This is a genomic window from Chitinophaga sp. sic0106, from assembly GCF_019219075.1.
GTDB lineage: Bacteria > Bacteroidota > Bacteroidia > Chitinophagales > Chitinophagaceae > Chitinophaga.
Window position 1 is genome coordinate 104,464 of sequence record NZ_JAHUWJ010000019.1, and the last position, 18,427, is coordinate 122,890.

Below are 18,427 nucleotides of genomic sequence, written 5' to 3' on the forward strand. Positions count from 1 at the left end.
TCTTTTAGAGATTCATATTCACGGTAAACATATACTGCGCGGGCTGGCGCATGGTTACCAATCCATAATCAGAAATCGCCTGTGGGTCCAAATCGAACTTATTGCGCGTCCACAGCGCTACGTTCTGCACCTGCACGGAAAGCGTCAAACCTTTGATCCTGCTGCCCTTCAGGGCGACTGCCGGGAAGGAGTAACCCAATTGAATTTCCCTCAGCCGGATATTATCCGCACGCTCAATGGTGTTGCTGGAATTCTGGATGATCAGGTTGCGGGTGGTGCTGGCGGCGGCCATCACCGGTACATCCGTAGTTGCTTCATCCCCTGGCTTTTTCCAACGTTTGGCTATCAGTTCATTGTTATCAATCAACCCGGAAGATGCCGGCATATAGGAACGGAAAACGTGTCCCAGGTTAAAGATGGCGCGTGCATTGAAGAAGAAATTCCTGTATTCCAGGTTCTGGATGATGGCGCCTGTCCACGGTGCCCTGGTGCGACCACTATACACCAATGCAGACGAGTCAGGCGTATTTACTTTTTCATGCTTACCATTATATATCTGCGGATTGCCGGATGCATCCAGGCCCGCCCAGCTGTAGCTCCAGAGATTATCCATGGCATAACCGTCATGGATACTCGATAAGAAACTCCTGTCGGCCGTATAGTTTATCTTAGGTGCATTCAGTGCTTTGTTAATATTATAGGCGCCATTCACTGTCATGGTCCATTGGAAACGCTTGTTGGTGATGAGTTTGGTCATCAGCTGCATTTCAAAGCCCTGGTTGAGCATTTTACTATAATTGGTTTGCACCAGCAGACCTGTGGCCGGGTCCGTAGGTACTTCACCGTTAGTCATACCCGTGCGGATGTTACGATAATAAAATCCATCCAGTACGAACCGGTCTTTCAGGATGCCCACGCGTGCATGTGCTTCCTTGTTCTGCTGATGTGCCGGCAGTAACTCGAAGTCACTCACACTCACCTGGCTGAAACCACCACCCTCTCTTGGCGCGTTGGTAGACATCATGAGTGCAAGGCCCTGGTAGGGATTGATGTCGGACACCGACAAGTCGAACTGCAGACTGCTTACCGCACCTTTATGGAAAAATCTTTCCCTGGTTACATCCCAGGTGAGGGTACCGGAAAACTGGCTGCCGGATAAGGAAGATTCATTGTAGCGCACCGTCAGCATCAGTCGGTCGCCGGAAAGGGAGGTTTGCAATTGCGCGCCTACGTTATCATTCGTTTGACCGTTGAACTGCGCCGGAATATAATCCGATATGAAGATATTGGCATTGCTCCACAGCGGTTGCAGGGTGCGGGAGGAGGTGATGCCTGGCGTAAGCCATGGCAGCTGCATTTTTTCATACGAGGTGGTTAACCTCATCATGCTGATCCAGGGTACCTGGAAGAATTTTTCTTTATGCAGCATCCAGGTGGCAGCGAGGTTGTAGTCGGCTATCTGCGCGTAGCGCGCCGGCCCGTTGGTTACCGGCATAAATACCGTATTGTAACTACCATTGACTTCGTATTTGTTGTGGTAGGTATAGGTGAGATTGGCATTGCCGGCGGTATTGCGCGCCATCGTTTTTGCCGGCAGGCTGCGTATCAATAACTCCATCGGATACACGCCCCTGCCTAAGTAGTTGGTGAAGCCGGCAGTGCCGGTGTAAATAATCGGCAAACCGGTACCGGTAGCCCTGTTATAGCCGTATAAGGTAGTATCTGGTTGATTGTTGTTGGTGGTGCTGGCGGCACTAACACCGGCGCTGATGTTGATCACGTGCCGGGTGCCCAGCTGTTTACGGTAGGTAAATCCGGAGCGTGCATTCCATAGTGTTGCATTGGCGGAGGATCTGCGCATGATATCTCCCGGAGGCACATAGAATTCCATGGAGTTGCCACTGGCCGTTGTTCTGGACAGGGCGTAGTCATTAATTACTTTACGGGTATTGCTGTTGTTTATGCCCTGCCAGGAGTCATTAGAACTCCAGGAGGGGTTGTACTGCACGCTGGCAGACCATTGCAGCTGTTTTGCCAGGTCCCATACCACGTTGAGCCTGGAATTGATAGAAGAACTCTTCGCCAGGTTCTGGCTGTTTAACAGGTCCTCCAGGGGATTAATACCATAATCAAGATAACCGAGCGACGTCATGGTACTGTTCAGCGCAGGGGCAACTTCGTAATTGTTATACACATACTTTCCCTGCTGATCCAGCAGCAACTGGTAGCTGTCCATGGTGCCGGTGTTGGCGGCACCCGGAGAGCGCTGTTTGGCAAAGTTGGTGTTCATATCCAGGGTGGTGCGCAGCTTACCTTTCAGGAGTCTTACATCATTTTTCAGGTTCAGAATAACATCTTCTGCCTTGCTGCCTTTGGTGGTACTGTTGGCGTTGCGGTAGGTACCGCTCACATTGAACTGGTAAATTTTACCGCCACCGGAGATACCCAGGGTATGATTATGCGTAAACACATCCTGCTGTAGCAGCTTCAACTGATCTCTGTTGGATAACACGGACATAGAATCCCACTTTTGCTGAAATGCTTCAGGGGTCAGTTTCTTTTTATTCAGATCGTAGAGCAGGCGTTGCGCCGGTGTCATCATATTCTGGTTGGCGGCCAGTAAAAAGTTGGACAGCCCTTTATCGTAGCCCTCTTTGTAATAATCCAGTATATCTGCGGTGGACGCCAGGTGCATGATGCGGTTGCTGTTATCTTGTATGGGGGAGAAATAAAGGTTGCTGGTATAGTTGATATTCAGCTTGCCGGGTTCTGCGCCGGCAGTAGTGATCATGATGATACCGCCTGCTGCTTTGGGCCCCCACTTTACACATTCGGCCGGGTCGCGGATGATCCTTACTGATTCTACGTTGTTCAGTGGGTAGTCGGCCGGAAAGTTATCCTGCGGAAAGCCGTCGATCACTACCAGCATGCCGGAAGTACCGGCACCGAATCCACTGGCGCCGCGCAGTTCCGGAACTATACCGTTGTTTTCCACTTTGGTGATGTAGTTGATGCGTTGCAGTGGTATGGTAGAGTATCCGGGAGTATAGGCGGAATTGGCCTGGTCATAATAGAACTTCAGGTAGCTTTCGTAGTTTGGATAACCCTGGGCGGCCAGATTTATACCCTGTCTGATAAAGCGGTCGTACATATCCTTCAGTGCTGCACCGTTGTAATTCATATCCATGCTGGTTTTCACGTCCGACTTGAGGGTGAGTCCGGGCACGCTACCTTCCAGGAGTTGCACCAGCGTTTGGTGGCGGCGGTTTTTTAGCTCTACGGCCACGCCGGGAGTTTTCTTAAAGGTGATTTCCGCCTTTTCCAGTTCGTTTATGCTTGCACGTAACCGGATACTTACCTGAACGGTGCTGCCGGTGCTGGCTTTCACATCTTCCAATTGATTTTTATCCAATGCCATGGCAGTATAACCGTTACTGGAAGGGCGTACAGCAATGGTGATGGGGCGGTAGCTGATGCAGGTGATAACCAGTACTGCATTGTCCGGAATTCCCTGCAGACTGAAATAACCTTTGGTATTGGTCATCGTTCCCAGCTGGCCACCTCTTACCCGTACTGACACGTTGCTGAGCGGTTGCCCTTCAAAGTCGGTAATGGTACCGGAAAGGCCGGCAAAAAGGATGGAATTGCCAGCATCAGCATTATTGGCTGTTTGTTCATCCCTTTTTGCCGGCAAACTTTTAGCGATGATGGAAATAGTTTTACTGGTTATCGAATACCCAAAGGGTTGTTCTTTAAAGACTATATCCAGGAAGGATTTCAGCGGCATATTATTCACCGCAAAAGATACCTGTCTGGAGTTGGCCAGTGCATCTGCCTCATAAAAAACATAGTAGCCTGTTTGTTGCCTGATGGCGGAGAACACGCTTTTCAGCGGCATATTTTTGCCGGAAAGAGTAATGGATTGCGCATTCCCTGTTGCGTGTACGTTACATAAAAATACCAGGAGAAGAAATGCAGTTATTTTCATCACCAGCTTAATTTTTTTAAAGGACCTGACGGCTCGCCGAAGCGCCGCGGTATCCGGTTGGGACTTAGGCTGGCAGCGGCCTTGGCTATGTAAGGGCATAGCAATGGCTGACCAGGACCAATTCGCAGTTTTTTGCATAAATTGCAATTGATTTGGTTGTTAAATATTGTGTTGACACTAAGTCATTCCCACCGTCACGGGAGCAAGCCGTGGCGGTGTTCTTATACAGACTTTAAAATTAGTTTGCTGTACCGTTGGTGGGCAGGTATAGACAATATGACTCCATTCAGCTTTGGTTGGAAAGCTTTGATCACTCCTTCATTTTAGTATGCTTTAAGTTTACACTGGCTACTTCAGTATGACCAGCTTGTTATTATCTTCTATTCTGAATTTAAGCTTGGTTTTTCCTAATATCACCAGGAGCTCGTTCAGGCTTACATTCCGGTCTATTTCCCCGGCAAATTTTATATCCGGAATACCGTTTTCGTAAATTACTTCCACATCATACCAGCGTTCCACCAGCCGCATGGCTTCCTGCAGCGACAGATTATCAAAGTTGAAGGCGCCATAGGTCCAGGCGATTACCGGATCAAGGTCTACCTGCTTCACGATGGTCGGAGTACCATTGCCTTGCTGCGGCAACTGAGTTTGTTCTCCTGGTTTAATAATAACGCCATCATTGGTGGCTGCCAATGCTTTCACTTTGATAGAACCTGCTACCAGTGTGGTTTTTATCAACGCTTCATTTTCATATGCCATCACATTGAACCGGGTGCCAAGTACAGTAATTTGTTCCCGGTTGTTCACTTTTATTTTGAAAGGTTTGTCTGCATTGGCGGCAATTTCGAAATAGGCTTCTCCTGTTACGCTTACCGTTCTTTCATGGCTGTCAAATACCGCAGGGTAGGTCATTGAGCTGGCTGCGTTCAGCCATACATTGGAACCATCGGACAAGGTGATTCTGAACTGGCGGCCTTTAGGAGTGGTAATGGTATTAAAGGAAGCTTTCTCCGTTTGTCCTTTTCCGTTATAGTTGAGCTGACCGTTATTGAGTACAACCTGGGCGCCTTGTTGCTGTGCAATCACGCCGTTGGCCATGCTATCGAGTACGATCTCGCTACCGTCGCCCAGTTGAAGGATCGCGCCGTTTTTACCGGGGAGTATCACTTTAGGTATAGCCGCCACGGTGGGCACTTTCGTACGCTGTGCGGTCCATAAATAGGCGCCGGCGCCCAGCAGCACCGCAATAGAGGCGGCGATCCAGTAGCGGCGGTAGCTGACTATTACCGGCAGGTCTTGCTGTTCGTGTTGCCGTAACCGTTGCTGCATCATTTTTTCCAGGCGGGCGGCTCGTTGCGGCGGTTCTTCACTGGTATACTCACCTGACAGAAAGCTCTCTTCCAGCAGTTGCTCTACCAGTACACGCTGTTCAGGGTTTTCGAGTATGTTATGCAACAGTACACGCTCTTCAGCCGAAAGACTGTCAGCAGCATATTTCGCCAATAATATTTTCAACTCATGTAATTCCATGCTTTAGTTGTTGCTGTTTTACCCCCTGTATCTATAAAGACGCAGGAAAAAGAAAGTCAAACAGGGGTCGGAAGAATTTTTTTTTATAATTCCCAGAAAATGGCCGCCAGGTAAATTACCAGGGAGGTTGAATTATTATGGAGATGCTGGCGCAGCGCGTTCAAAGCCGCTACGATATGGTAATTGACCGTCCGTTTGGATATCCCCATTATGGCAGCAATTTCCTCGTAGGTTTTGCCTTCTGCTCTGCTGAGGGTAAACGCGGTGCGCTGTTGCGGCGACAGCGTAGCGATAGCTTTCTCCAGCAGGGCCTGTGCCTCTTTGTACTCCAGGCGCTTGTCGGGCTCCATCCAGTCACTGATCTGGTAAGAAAGGTCCATGCCTGTAACTGGCTGCAGGAGGCATTTCCGCATAGCGGATATCACCTGATTACGGGAAAGAATAAAAAGATACCCTTTGAAATGGGTTATTTCAGTGAGTTTCTCCCTGTTTTCCCAGATTTTCAGGAATATATCCAGCACCAGTTCCTCTGAAAACTCCGGTGATTTGGTATAGGTGAGCGCATGCAGGTATACATCATTACGGTACTGGGCAAAAAGTTGGTTGAATGCGTCCTCCTCTCCTGCTGCCACACGGTGAAGCAGATCAGTTTCTACATATGGTTGATCGGTAGACAAAAATTGAAATAGTTGATATGCGGGCCAAACTACAAAATATCTGGAATAGTTGGGGGGAAATGTGGGGAGGGTTATCAGGTTTATTTAGGGAGATGTTAGGGCTGTAGGCGATGAGGTTTAGGCAAATTTGATAGTTTTGTGATGTACCTGTGACATTCATAAAAACAAATACGCTGTGGATAACTGTCGGCATGAATTAATTGACCATCAACATATAGCCAACATAATTGATCAATACGGATGCTTTATAGTATATGTGGAAGAAGATGCTTATTTACCCGGGTTCGCTTATACAATCGGTCTCTTTCAAAAATACGATCATCCCGAAATTATCTGTTTTGGACTTCCTTCTGAAGTCTCAGGAAGCCTGCTAAATGACGCCTGTGAACAGATCAGCAGCGGACAGATATTTACAGCCCATTCACACTATAGTGAATTTCTGAAGGACTTCGCTATACAGTTTCTACCTGTTCACAAATCATCCTATGCGGATTATTTAGGCACAGGCAGTAACTATTATCACCATACTGACTTCCCTGTGCTGCAATTGGTTTGGCCGGATAAGCAATCGCTCTTCCCCTGGGAATCCGAATTTAATCCACATTGGAAATTCAGGCAGCCATTACTTGACAGGAATTTTGATTTTAAATTTTATGAAGAGAGAAATGTGGCTGTATTTACCACAAGTCAGGTACTGGAAGGACAACCAATACGATTCGTTTATCATAATGAAGATGGCGCATGGCAGTTTCATAGTGACCAGGAGCCATCTTTAGCGGATGCGAAACTAGTGAGTTTAGAAGAGATTGTGAGAATGGACCCGACAGTTAATGTATTATTTCAATTATTGCCTGGGGAGGCAGCGTGGCGTAATGAAGTGGGTGAAGAATGGGCATGGGAATAGCCGTATGTTGATGGCTTCCAGTAAATGCAAATTTGGGAAGAACTATCATTGCTTCAAAAAATCTACAATTAAGAATTTCCGAATTTCCGAATTTCTTAATTGTAGAATAGGCTTACCTTAATATTTCTGGAACAATTTGATTATTTAACCAAGAAAATTCCGCACAATGGTCTCCGACATCCAAAAACAAAAAGCCGAAAAATTCCTGCAGCTACACCATGATGAAAAAATCCTGGTACTCCTGAATTCATGGGACATTGGTAGTTCAAAATTAATTGAGGCATGCGGCTACGAAGCTATTGCTACTACCAGCATGGGGATGGCGGCCTCCTTAGGCTACCCTGATTCTCAGGTAATGCAGTTATCCGAGATGCTGGAAATTGTTACGGGAATTGTAAAGGCTGTGCAGGCGCCGGTCACAGTCGATATTGAAGCAGGATACGGCAATAGTCTGGAAGAAGTCATTTCATCTCTAAAAAAAATAATTGCAGCCGGCGTAGTAGGAATCAATATTGAGGACAGTATTAATTTAAGTCCTGTGCTAGTGGATGAAATGGAGTTTTGTGAAAGAATAGCTGCCATCCGCTCTTTATCGGACTCGCTTGGTTTCCATTTGGTAATCAATGCCAGAACAGACGCATTTTATACTTCCACCAATTCAACAAAAGAAAAATTAGCCGAATCAATCAGGCGGGGAAACAAATACCGCGAAGCCGGGGCAGATTGCATATTTGTTCAGCCAGTGTGGGAGAAAGAAATGATTGCCACATTGGTAAAAGAAATTAACGCGCCGATTAATATTCTTTCCAACCCTACTATTGGAGCAGGTGTTCCTCCTTCGGTAATCGAGTTACAGGATATGGGCGTTGCCAGGTTGAGTATGGGTTCCAGCTTAATGAAAGCTACGCTGGCGTTGATAAAAAAAGTAGCCGATGAGATAGCCACCCAGGGCACGAGTACAATTTTATTAGATGCGATGACGCCTATCAGCGAAACAACGCTGGCTTACAAAATGGCGATTGGAATGGGGAATAAATAAATGCAAAGAACCGGAATATATTACTCCGGTTCTTTGCAGATGAGATTTATAAATCAAGAAATCCTCCGTCTACGGGAATATCAACCCCGGTAATATAACTGCTCTCCGGAGAAGCCAGGAAGAAGATCGCGTTGGCTACGTCTTCGGGTTTTCCGATACGCCCAAGTGGGGTAATACTAGCGAGATAGGATTTTACGCCTTCCACTTCTTCCGGTGTTTTAAACTGGGCATTTAAAATAGTAGTATCAATAATTCCAGGGCTCACTGCATTAGCACGGATATTACGCCCTTTCAATTCTGCTGCCCATGCCCTTACATATGACCTTACTGCTGCCTTGCTCGCGCCATACGCCACATTTGACGGAAAACCTTTCTGCGCGGCTACCGTTGATACCACCACAATGGCTGCATTATCATTCAGCAATGGAAATGCTTTCTGTACCGTAAAAAACGTACCCCTTGCATTTGTATCAAAGGTTTTATCAAAATGTTCCGGCGTTGCATTGGCGGTATCGCTGATTTCCACCATCCCCGCGTTGGCAACGAGAATATCAATCCCACCCTTTTGGCTGCTGACGGTTTTATACAATCTTTCCAGGTCTTCCAGGGTAGAGATATCACCCTGTACCATTGTTACATCAGGTCCTATCGCGGCCTTAGCTTTATCCAATTCTGCCTGCCTGCGCCCGGTGATAAATACATAAGCACCTTCACTTGCGAGTCTTTTTGCTGTTGCCAGGCCTATACCGGTGCTACCACCAGTTACTACTGCTACCTTGTTTGCTAACTTTTGCATAATTCAATATCTTTTGAGTGTTTGTCAATGGCGACAATGCAAAGTTGTTACAAACAGGCAGCCTCAAAAATCAACCAGTTTAATAAAAGCAGTGAAACTAGTTTCACTTGCCGGCCTTGTTATTTCTGATTCTGGAAAAAAACTGGGTGGTCATGCCCAGGTAAGAGGCAATGACATACTGCGGAAACTTTGCTAGCAGCTGGGGATAGGCAGCGATAAATTGATCATAGCGTTCTGCTGCTGTTTGGGTAATAGATAAGATGAACCTACGTTGCAGAAATGCGGCTCCTCTTTCTGCCATTATTCTGAAAAAGGTTTCAAACCTGGGGTTAACAGTTTTAAGATATTGCTCATCTTCATAACTGATCTCGAGCACTTCGCTGTCTTCCACCGCCTCCACAAAAAGGCTGGCAGGTTGCTGATGAATGTAGCTGTTATAGTCAGATATCCACCAGTCCTCTATGGCCAGCTGTACTGTTATTTCCTGGCCTTGCTGATCAATCACATAAGCCTTGATGGCCCCTTTTAACACAAAGTATTTGTATTTATCCACAAAGCCGGGTTGTATTAAGAATTGCCTTTTTTTGAATCGCTTTTCCTTAAACACACTACTGAACAAGTCTGCCTCCTCGAGGGTGAGTGGCACCAGTTTTTGTGCATATTGAATGATTCGTTCCTGACCGGGCATAGAAAGGTGTGATAGTTAATTAGCAGAAATGAGGGGAAAGGCCCTTATTTCCCGATAGAGAAAGTGTAAATAATTGATTTATTGAACATTAGATCAAATATCCTCCATTCAGGAAGATTTATTGAAGCCTCACAATCCGCTCATGTCGATACATCTCCTTCGTTCCTTCAATCGGAAAAGAAAACCAATATCTTTCTACTGGGTCTGTATCAGATACTATATGCAATAAATTGGAAATAAAATATGAAAATGAGAGATTACGAAGTAATGTAACAAGGTCATTGTTACTCACAATAAATCCAGTGCCTATTCTTAAATTCGAAGGCAAAAACTGGCCAATTATCTTTGAAAGTATTGCTTCCTTAAATCGACCGTCTACACCCCAATTTGCATTACCAATTAAATTCCTCACACGATCTTTTGTGTATTTCAGTTCTTTGGTTATGGATTCTTGAAAAAGTCTAATATTCTCTGGCAACATAAGATCATTATTATACAACAATTATTTCGTATCCTTCTCCTTCATTTCGGCTACCTGGGTCTCAAACCATTTTAAATATCCTTCAATCTGTGAAATAAGGAAATAAGGAAGATTCAATAAATAATACTTCTTTTCACTAGACGTTGTTATGGTAGAAATACTTACCTCGCCAGCAAAAAAACGAACTGCCATATCATGAGGTGCAAGATCCATAAAAAGATGGAGAGACTTTAGTCTGCCCTCGGCCCCCGATTTAACTTCTATCGGGATTAATTTTCCTTCATACACGAATAAGTAATCAATTTCAGCTGAAGTCCCACTTTTTTCTCTCACCCAAAAATTTAGCCCGTGCAATGCGCTATACTGCCTGGCCAATAATTCTTGCCCCATGATATGTTCAATCATGAACCCTTGATACACTGTACTAAGATCTTGTGTACCTAATAATTCCTGTTGTATGCCGACAAAATAGTTCAACATTCCAGTATCAAGAACATGCAATCGAGGTGATTTATTTTGGTCAGGAAGTAACGGAAGAACTGGACTTGTTTGCGGAAATACTAAATGTATTAATAATGCCTTCTCTAGAGTACGAAGTGCTTCTCCCATTTCCCGAGATTTATAGCTGGAATTACCAAACCCTTGATATTTTATGCGCCTACCAGCTTCTGCAAAACTTGCTCGAATAGCATGTCGGATGTATTCTACCTGAGCACTACTATTTGCGTACTTTTCAACGTCGTCAAGGTAAGAGACCAACAGAGATTCATAGGTCGTCTTAAGGGCAGTAAGATCTTTAGCTTCAACATATTGAGCAACTACTTCAGGCATACCACCGATCAGGCAATAAGTGCGAAAGAGTTTCATTAGTTTATCTTCAGCGAACTTGGCAATTGGTACTTTCTTCAAGTAGGTCAATGCACTGGTTTCATGCATTGCTCCCAAAAACTCGGGAAAAGAAACTGGATGTATTACTAGATACTCGACCCGTCCAACTGGAAAACTAATAACGGGATTGAACAAACTTTCCAACATTGAACCCGCACCGATCACGGCTACATCAGGTGCCTGTTCAAAGAAATATCTCAACTGCTGCAGGGCGGCGGGGACCTCCTGAATCTCATCAATAAATATTAGCGTTTTTCCTCTTTTGGCCAATAACTTATTCTTAATAAAAAACAGTGTTTCGAGAAGAGTGTCAAAAGTCTCAAATTCCTCAAAAGGCTTTTTATCTTCTGGCAATTCCAGATTCAAATAGATATATTGTTCAAATAAGCTAGAAAATTGGTTAATTACAGTCGTTTTACCAACCTGGCGAGCACCTCTAATGATCAAGGGCTTTCGGTTAGCCTTTGATACCCATTTCTCCAATTCAAATATAATATCACGCTGAAACATGTCTCAAAATTAGGGATATTTTTCATTTAAATTGTAATATTACAGGGGTTAATTTCATTTAAATTTGTAATGAATTAAAGGTTATTCGTGATAATGAATGTCTAATTAAGGGCAAACTACAATAAACCAAAAACTTGATTAACAACATGTTAAGCTAAAAAAAATAAATTATTCCAGCGAATAATTGCATAGCAATGCCTTGGCTACTTCATATCGTCAGTGGAAAAAAATCTTTTTCTATGCTTCTCACAGATTTCTTCAATGGCTGCTGGGGTAAACAGATCATCCCCGCACATTATTATAGAATAGGGGTCCATTTCATCCACAAAAATCCTTGCATTATAAGTTACCGGATTGGTAGGATCAAACATATAGATAACCGCCTCTTCTTCCTCCTTAGTATCATCAAAATCCCCTATAAAATTCAAGTTCGATCTATTAATGACCAAATCATCCGTTAAAATAAAGCTGCCTTTTGAATGAAATCCTTTTTGTTGAGTTACTTCATGGTAACAATGTTGTTTAGTTTGATAAATTCTAGCAGATAGAATATTCATTCTTATCATTTCTCCAAATTTTTCCTTGAGCCTTCCAAGTATTTCAATCGCTTCATAACTATCAAACAATTCATTGATTCCGTTGGATTTAAACGCTGCTTCTAGCCTTTGTTCATCTGCCTTATGTCTTATTATGGTAATAGCTTCGTTCAGCTCTATGCAAAAGAACTCCCGATTTGAATTCAATCTGGTATGCTCCAATTCTGAATGTACAGATTTCTCCAACTTTAAAATATCGCTGGAAAAAATCTCATAGGCAATCTCAAACTCAATTGGAATTCCAGAAGGCTGTGATAGCTCTCGACGTCTTTGTTCAGGACTCCGTTTAGTAAACCCAATTTTAATGAGTCCAGGCATACACTTGTTAATTAGTATATATACGTATCCTTCCATAAACCCATTTTAAAATTTTATAGGTAATAAATTACAAAAAAGGAAACTAAATATTTCACAATAGTCCAAAACAGCTGAAGATGCTTATTCTCAAAGCGGTGTACAAGGACAAAAAATTCATTACTCATACTAACTCCAATTCGGTTTACGAAAGAGAAGGAGTAAAAACGTATCATAACGTATCGTTTGAGTATCATACGGTATCATTTACTCGCAGATTCATGTCACGAATTCCCGAACATTAGTAACCAACATCACAACTAAAAAATGCTAATTAAAGGCAAAGAAAGTACAACTATAAGCAAGTAAAACCCAATACCATAGCAAGAAATGAAAGAAAAAGCATATTAAAGTAAGCAATGCTACTTCCCAATACAGAAACGGCCCGGGAGTGTTATGTCGCCGGGAATATAGCGGGTTTAAGGAAGAAATGAAAAAGAAATGTGCATTATTCGTAACAAATTGATTTTCATACACTATCCCTTTGGATCATTCAAAATATTAAGAACTAGATCAATATCATTAAAATTTCTAATAAATCTCCAAGATTTAAAAAACCCTGCTTTTTGCTTTGTACTCTCGACTATGTAATTTTCAAAATTCAGCTCCCATGCTCTTGTACATGGAACGCCGAACAAGTGCCCCAATAATTCAAACTCAAAAAAAGAATGGTCGGTATTTATATATTTGAATTGGCTACCTCTACTCATGAAAATTTCAGGGTTCGTTGCCCAGCTCTTTACCATTAGGATAGCACCGTGGCGACGTTCAAAGTATATAATCGGAAAATCTCCTAAATCATATCTCGCAAACTCTCTAATAAAGTCATATCTTGAATCATGACCATCTCCCATCTGCCGTTCCCTTTCTTCAAGAAACATCTTAAAAATCCCTCTTTTAAGCTGCCTACAAATTTTTTCCTGAAATCCGGACTTTAACTCATAGCTCGGCTTAAGGTCGATCGACCTTTTCTTAAAATCAACATTAAAGTAGATGGATTTAAATCTAGGGAGTGCCTTGTTTTTACCTATTTCATCATTCGTATTGAGAAATCTTGCACGTGAAATATTAAATGTTTCTTTTATAACGGTTTCAATAGGAGGGAGTTTATTGTAATGAGATCCGAAAAAACTATTACAATTATCACAAACATTTTTACAGATATTCAATCCTCCCAGCGATTGGGGTATAGTATGTGCCAGCTTATTAAAGCTAGCTTGTTGTTCGTCCTGGGAGCACCAAATGCATTTTTTCATAGAGCTATTCCATTTTTAGAACATCGTATCAATTTAAGAAGTACTATTTGAATTTAGCTTAAATTAGTTGAAAGATATTATAAATAAATATTCATCTCACTTATGACTGGTCCTATAAGGCACGATTCTCATATCTTAGAAACAAAATCTAGAAAATTCTTTGAAAAAAATGTACCTGATGAATGGGTTATAAATACACCCACCCATGATTATGGAATAGACTATCAAGTGGAAATCGCCATAAACAACCAGATGACAGGTTTAAATTTTTCCGTCCAGCTAAAAAGCACCAGCATTTCCAAAAGCATAGATAATATTTCAGTTCCTTTAAAACGATCAACTATTGCCTACTATTTTTCAAGATTAGAGCCTGTAATGCTCGTTATATATAATTCTGAAGACGATGAAGCTTATTGGTCATGGATACACGAATTGGCTATTGATCTTACTAAATCTAACGAAACATTTACTGTTTCCATCTCAAAGAAAAAAAAGTTAACTACAATAAACTGGTTAAACATAAAAGAATTCATCCAAGCTATCTTTAATAAAAGATCGTTTTTAGAATATATAGACCTAGAAACATTATCATCAACACAAATTGCTGCTTGGAAATCATTTTATTCTGGGGCATATGAACAAGCCATTTTTCTATTTAAACAGTTGCAATTAGACAATAACGACAATAGCATAACACAAGCACTTGCATGGAGTTACTATTTAACCCATAACTATAAAGATGCTCTACTAACTGTAAATAGATTATTAGATAATGTTCAAAATAATTACTTGCTGCAAGTAAAAGCATGCATTTTAACTGAATTTGGAATAAGAACAGAAAACAAAGGAATGATTCTTTCGGGAAAAATGATCTTCGAAAAATTTATTTCATCAGACTCTGATTCTCTACATCTGTATAATTATGCGAATGCCCTTGGGGCATTAGGTGATGATGCTTCGGCTGCTAAATACTATCATTTAAGTTTAGAGATCAATCCCAATAATGCTGAATGCTGGAAAAACTTAGGTACAATTTATTGGAATCTTCAACAGCACGACGAGGAACTGAAGTGTTATGATAATGCCCTCTCCATAAACCCTTCCTTAATAGAAGCCTTATTCAGTAAAGGCGTAACATTATCTAAAATCTATAATAAACATCAAGATGCAATTAAGCTGTTCTCAAGTGTAATAGAAAATGAAGATTTATTACTAAAAAATTTCCCAAAAGGCTATTTCTGGATTGCATACGCTTATGAGAATAACGGGGAATTGCTTGAAGCATTAAAATGGGTAAATAAAGGTCTAGATTTCTTACCTTCCGAAATTTCGCTACTTAATTTCAAATCTACGCTTCTAGCCAAAAACTGGGAACAACATCCTTACCTGAAACAAGATGCCATTGATTTTTTTCGTTACAGAATTGATCTCCACAATGATCCATTAAGCATATACCACTATATAAAAGTTTGCAACTATACAGAACAACAAGCCTTTTACTTTATAAAAGAAAAATTTCCTCAGGTAATAAACATTAATTGGGAAGAGTTTCAACATCTTGGCTTTTCTGACAAATGTCTAATGGATTCTCTAGTAAATATTGATCTTTTTATACAATTCAAGAAGACTTACAACTCAGATAGATACATTAGCCACCTAGTTAACCCGTATTTTCCTATTGAGCTAGAATTCTGGAATCATTTTGATATTATTACCCTGATCTCATTCACTAAATTAATACGATCTAGTACAGAAATCAATGGAGTTGAATGTTGCAAAGTATATAGCGACTCTTTTCCTATTTTATTAAAAATCCTTATTCCTCAAAAGGAATTTAGTAATGAGGACACTGTAGAAATACTTGCCTTTATCATGATAAATTTACCTACAATTGCATTTCGAGAAATTGGTGCACAAGCTGGTTATTTACAGGGAATGATGTCAATTGAGCCACTAGATCCAGCAACCTACATCACAAAAGAGTGGGAAGAAGAGCTAAATGAAAAAATATTCTCGACTACTGCAGATCTGCTAAACATAGAACTTTCCGAGTAAACAAATAACACTTGCCATTGTTACTTCTGTACCCTAAATGATTGGTCTCAAATGTATTTTCAGATTAATGATACTCCTTAATGGAAAATCAAGCCTGTTGCTAATTAGTAACCTTAAACAACCAGAAAATTAAGGCTCAGTTACAACTTTAGTAGCATCCTTGAAATCTTGTTCAAGACTACTTAAATTCATAATAGGCAAAATTAATGGTTTCAAATTGGCTTGTAACGTTAAAGAAGAAATAAACGCACGTAAATATGGAAACACAATGGCTATGCTATTACGGTAAAAATATGCTGGAATATCTTCTAAAGGGGTTTTCTTGTTAAAGCGAAAATATGCGTGCAAATCTACATTAATCAGCTCTTCACTTGATTGAAGTTGATTTTTTGTTCCTACTATAAATTTCAGAATCATTTTAAACCCACCATTTTCTGAATCATATATTCCACTTGGGCTAAATCCCATAGTCAAATTATCCTCTTCAACCGAACTCAGGTCTTTAAATGCAAAATTTACGATTTGGAATCTTTCAAAAGCAAATGCTGCTTTTTGTGCTTCTTTCATGCTGCTATATTACACAAAAAAAAAGATCCCGAAAAATTCGGGACCATATTTTCAGGAACTTTTATTTCTTCACTTAAGCATCCTTCTAGGTTGCATGAATAGCCATCTAGAAAGTCAAGATATTCAAAGACATTTGGACTATTTATTTCTAAGCAATTAATTTCCTCCCAATCTTTCCGTAATTGTTCAATGCTAGTATTATCTAAGTATTCAGTTAACCTAGCTAACATTTCACTTTTCATAGTTGCATAATTTAGACATAACAAATTGATAATTAAACATTTAGGCAAATGCACTATCAATGTATTCTTCAGGGTAAACAATACGATAGTCTCTCAAAGATAAAGCTTTCTTATCAAATAAGCAAACCTGGACAGCCGGCCGCATATCTAAATAGGAAGCATTATACCGTTTTATAAATATCATATTTTTTGCATACGGAGAAGCTGATGACATTGAATTCATCCCCAAGGCTCTAATAGAACTATAGGTTAACGATTTATTCCTTTTCAAATATATTATCAGCTTAGCTACTGTTAGATGCTGTTTCTGAATAATACCGCCTGACACAATCTTTTTTGAAATTTCTTCAAATTCTAGCCTATGAAGTCCATTTCCATGTAAGTCCCAACAACTTTCATCCATTTTACCGTTTGCACCACAAATGACATAATTAGTACCATATGCCCTATCCCCCCACCAATGGCCTAACTCTATATGAGAATCCCAGAAATAGTATCCAAAGCCTAGCCAAGCATCCAACCTTCTACACTCAAATGGCCCGTTTGCCTCTACTTCTTCAGGATTATTTCTATCTTCTAATGTTTGATATAATATTAGTTTCATATTGTCTTCATTTCAAGAAAAGACCTGATTTAATATTCTTATCTTGAAGTAAATGCATTGGATTAATTGGAATGCGAATATAATTTTAATATAATAAACTTTTGAAATTGATATAAATTTATTCTTCATTTGGTATTTACAATATTCTACAAATAGACAATTATGCAAAACAATTTACTTCCTGAGGAGTTTTCTCATATGATCGTTTACTATGCTAATATTAATAGATTAATCACAGCTCAGAATCTTCTTGCTCATAGTGGTGAAATTTTCAAAAGAGCTTATGTCTATAAAAATTTTGAAACTTATAGGAACTTAACCCATGGCCCACAGATAAATCTCCCCATTAGTGAAATTCAAGAATTTGCATTTGAGGGAGTAGTTGATAAAGTACGTATAACCATATGCTTTGAAAATTACATGAAAGCAATTCTACTGATAAATGGATACTTAGTTCATGAAATCAATCCCAACTCAAACAAAGCCTTGAATAAAAGTGCAAAAGAAAGTCCTGTCCTAGCGACAGCTGTCTTATTACAATCATCATTTGTCAATTTGACAAGTCGAAATCTTAAGCAATTAGAAATTACCTATAAAACACTTCAGTTAAGTACACTATTAAAACCAAAGTATCAAGCAGTCATACAACTCCCAAGCAATATTTTAAAAATTCTATCCGCCCTAAATGAAGAACGCAACAAAATTCACTTCACAGATGTGACAACATTTACTCATGGCCAGAGTGTCATAGATGAATTTACAGAGCTAAATCAATTTTTTGATAAAACTATTTATCCACTTATATTTAAGGTAGGCGAGGATATAAATAAATTAAATCAACATTAAATCGTGGATATAGAAGGCCTATCACTATAACTATTTCAATCGCCCAAAAGAAACTCCGAAAAGCACGAGTACACAACAAAAGTAAGTTTACTATCTTTTTGGGGGCAACTGTTTTCATTTAGCCATCCTTACATCCTCACCCAAAATGTAGCAACTTTGCAATATTGCAAGTACACTCTAAATTTGTATCCAGCAGAAGGAAGTTGTACTCCCCAATTTGTCCCTCAATTAAGAATACCATTTATTATCCTCCGCAACCTAAATTCTTCTCTTCAAATGAATTTCCCAATGAAGGATAATCCTAATAGATCAAAACCGAAAACTCTCATTATCGATAAACAAAAATCAACGCTTCATTTTTATCGACGTACAAGGAAAGAAAGCATCGGGTGACTATACTGAGCAC

16 protein-coding genes are annotated in these 18,427 nt (G+C 40.7%); 4 read left to right on the forward strand and 12 right to left on the reverse strand.

Annotation, left to right across the window (positions count from 1 at the left end; translation table 11 throughout):
- Positions 1 to 4: 4 nt before the first annotated feature.
- The 3 genes from KW844_RS23240 to KW844_RS23250 all read right to left on the reverse strand — a co-directional run bounded on the left by KW844_RS23240 (position 5) and on the right by KW844_RS23250 (position 6,195).
- On the reverse strand, positions 5 to 3,988 hold the full coding sequence (locus KW844_RS23240) for a SusC/RagA family TonB-linked outer membrane protein (protein ID WP_218379185.1): 3,984 nt from the start codon (positions 3,986 to 3,988) through the stop codon (positions 5 to 7).
- 348 nt (positions 3,989 to 4,336) lie between these two features.
- Positions 4,337 to 5,518 (reverse strand): FecR family protein, encoded by a 1,182-nt coding sequence (locus KW844_RS23245; protein WP_218379186.1) that lies wholly within the window; start codon positions 5,516 to 5,518, stop codon positions 4,337 to 4,339.
- Between the two features lie 83 nt (positions 5,519 to 5,601).
- Positions 5,602 to 6,195 (reverse strand): RNA polymerase sigma factor, encoded by a 594-nt coding sequence (locus KW844_RS23250; RefSeq protein WP_218379187.1) that lies wholly within the window; start codon positions 6,193 to 6,195, stop codon positions 5,602 to 5,604.
- Positions 6,196 to 6,370: 175 nt separating this feature from the next.
- Between KW844_RS23250 and KW844_RS23255 the strand changes: the two genes are divergently transcribed.
- A complete protein-coding gene (locus KW844_RS23255; protein ID WP_370626512.1) occupies positions 6,371 to 7,099 on the forward strand; it encodes a DUF4262 domain-containing protein in 729 nt (242 codons plus the stop codon).
- A 166-nt stretch (positions 7,100 to 7,265) separates the two neighbouring features.
- Positions 7,266 to 8,138: an isocitrate lyase/phosphoenolpyruvate mutase family protein gene (locus tag KW844_RS23260; protein WP_218379189.1), complete on the forward strand. Its 873-nt coding sequence runs from the start codon at positions 7,266 to 7,268 to the stop codon at positions 8,136 to 8,138.
- A 46-nt stretch (positions 8,139 to 8,184) separates the two neighbouring features.
- Here the strand turns inward: KW844_RS23260 and KW844_RS23265 are convergent, their stop codons facing one another.
- From KW844_RS23265 to KW844_RS23290, 6 genes are all read right to left on the reverse strand, one after another.
- Positions 8,185 to 8,934: an SDR family NAD(P)-dependent oxidoreductase gene (locus KW844_RS23265; RefSeq protein WP_218379190.1), complete on the reverse strand. Its 750-nt coding sequence runs from the start codon at positions 8,932 to 8,934 to the stop codon at positions 8,185 to 8,187.
- A gap of 103 nt (positions 8,935 to 9,037) precedes the next feature.
- On the reverse strand, positions 9,038 to 9,622 hold the full coding sequence (locus KW844_RS23270) for a Crp/Fnr family transcriptional regulator (protein WP_218379191.1): 585 nt from the start codon (positions 9,620 to 9,622) through the stop codon (positions 9,038 to 9,040).
- A 118-nt stretch (positions 9,623 to 9,740) separates the two neighbouring features.
- The gene (locus KW844_RS23275) at positions 9,741 to 10,103 is read right to left on the reverse strand and encodes a hypothetical protein (protein WP_218379192.1); all 363 of its coding nucleotides are present in this window, start codon (positions 10,101 to 10,103) and stop codon (positions 9,741 to 9,743) included.
- Between the two features lie 21 nt (positions 10,104 to 10,124).
- Entirely contained in the window at positions 10,125 to 11,501 is a 1,377-nt protein-coding gene (locus KW844_RS23280) for an ATP-binding protein (RefSeq protein ID WP_218379193.1), read from the reverse strand.
- A gap of 203 nt (positions 11,502 to 11,704) precedes the next feature.
- On the reverse strand, positions 11,705 to 12,451 hold the full coding sequence (locus KW844_RS23285; protein ID WP_255578598.1) for a GIY-YIG nuclease family protein: 747 nt from the start codon (positions 12,449 to 12,451) through the stop codon (positions 11,705 to 11,707).
- Positions 12,452 to 12,927: 476 nt separating this feature from the next.
- Positions 12,928 to 13,707, reverse strand: a complete 780-nt coding sequence (locus KW844_RS23290; RefSeq protein WP_218379195.1) for an HNH endonuclease — start codon at positions 13,705 to 13,707, stop codon at positions 12,928 to 12,930.
- Between the two features lie 102 nt (positions 13,708 to 13,809).
- Between KW844_RS23290 and KW844_RS23295 the strand changes: the two genes are divergently transcribed.
- A complete protein-coding gene (locus tag KW844_RS23295) occupies positions 13,810 to 15,762 on the forward strand; it encodes a DUF4365 domain-containing protein (RefSeq protein ID WP_218379196.1) in 1,953 nt (650 codons plus the stop codon).
- Positions 15,763 to 15,891: 129 nt separating this feature from the next.
- On the opposite strand, the gene KW844_RS23300 is transcribed toward KW844_RS23295, so the two are convergent.
- Genes KW844_RS23300 through KW844_RS23310 form a run of 3 tightly spaced genes read right to left on the reverse strand, consistent with a single transcriptional unit; the run spans position 15,892 to position 17,175 of the window.
- On the reverse strand, positions 15,892 to 16,329 hold the full coding sequence (locus tag KW844_RS23300; protein ID WP_218379197.1) for a protein-export chaperone SecB: 438 nt from the start codon (positions 16,327 to 16,329) through the stop codon (positions 15,892 to 15,894).
- Positions 16,326 to 16,571, reverse strand: coding sequence for a hypothetical protein (locus tag KW844_RS23305; RefSeq protein ID WP_218379198.1), 246 nt, complete (start codon positions 16,569 to 16,571; stop codon positions 16,326 to 16,328). Before KW844_RS23305 ends, KW844_RS23300 begins: the two co-directional genes overlap by 4 nt.
- A 40-nt stretch (positions 16,572 to 16,611) precedes the next feature.
- Entirely contained in the window at positions 16,612 to 17,175 is a 564-nt protein-coding gene (locus KW844_RS23310; protein WP_218379199.1) for a hypothetical protein, read from the reverse strand.
- A 162-nt stretch (positions 17,176 to 17,337) separates the two neighbouring features.
- Between KW844_RS23310 and KW844_RS23315 the strand changes: the two genes are divergently transcribed.
- Positions 17,338 to 18,021: a hypothetical protein gene (locus KW844_RS23315; RefSeq protein WP_218379200.1), complete on the forward strand. Its 684-nt coding sequence runs from the start codon at positions 17,338 to 17,340 to the stop codon at positions 18,019 to 18,021.
- The last annotated feature ends 406 nt before the right edge of the window (positions 18,022 to 18,427 follow it).

What these genes read in the sequence shown, in the direction of transcription:
- KW844_RS23315 (WP_218379200.1), top strand. Translation starts at nt 17,338, where the DNA reads ATGCAAAACAATTTACTTCCTGAGGAGTTTTCTCATATGATCGTTTAC.
- KW844_RS23295 (WP_218379196.1), top strand. Translation starts at nt 13,810, where the DNA reads ATGACTGGTCCTATAAGGCACGATTCTCATATCTTAGAAACAAAATCT.
- KW844_RS23240 (WP_218379185.1), bottom strand. Translation starts at nt 3,988, where the DNA reads ATGAAAATAACTGCATTTCTTCTCCTGGTATTTTTATGTAACGTACAC.
- KW844_RS23300 (WP_218379197.1), bottom strand. Translation starts at nt 16,329, where the DNA reads ATGAAAGAAGCACAAAAAGCAGCATTTGCTTTTGAAAGATTCCAAATC.
- KW844_RS23270 (WP_218379191.1), bottom strand. Translation starts at nt 9,622, where the DNA reads ATGCCCGGTCAGGAACGAATCATTCAATATGCACAAAAACTGGTGCCA.
- KW844_RS23265 (WP_218379190.1), bottom strand. Translation starts at nt 8,934, where the DNA reads ATGCAAAAGTTAGCAAACAAGGTAGCAGTAGTAACTGGTGGTAGCACC.
- KW844_RS23245 (WP_218379186.1), bottom strand. Translation starts at nt 5,518, where the DNA reads ATGGAATTACATGAGTTGAAAATATTATTGGCGAAATATGCTGCTGAC.
- KW844_RS23305 (WP_218379198.1), bottom strand. Translation starts at nt 16,571, where the DNA reads ATGAAAAGTGAAATGTTAGCTAGGTTAACTGAATACTTAGATAATACT.
- KW844_RS23290 (WP_218379195.1), bottom strand. Translation starts at nt 13,707, where the DNA reads ATGAAAAAATGCATTTGGTGCTCCCAGGACGAACAACAAGCTAGCTTT.
- KW844_RS23260 (WP_218379189.1), top strand. Translation starts at nt 7,266, where the DNA reads ATGGTCTCCGACATCCAAAAACAAAAAGCCGAAAAATTCCTGCAGCTA.
- KW844_RS23280 (WP_218379193.1), bottom strand. Translation starts at nt 11,501, where the DNA reads ATGTTTCAGCGTGATATTATATTTGAATTGGAGAAATGGGTATCAAAG.
- KW844_RS23310 (WP_218379199.1), bottom strand. Translation starts at nt 17,175, where the DNA reads ATGAAACTAATATTATATCAAACATTAGAAGATAGAAATAATCCTGAA.
- KW844_RS23285 (WP_255578598.1), bottom strand. Translation starts at nt 12,451, where the DNA reads ATGGAAGGATACGTATATATACTAATTAACAAGTGTATGCCTGGACTC.
- KW844_RS23275 (WP_218379192.1), bottom strand. Translation starts at nt 10,103, where the DNA reads ATGTTGCCAGAGAATATTAGACTTTTTCAAGAATCCATAACCAAAGAA.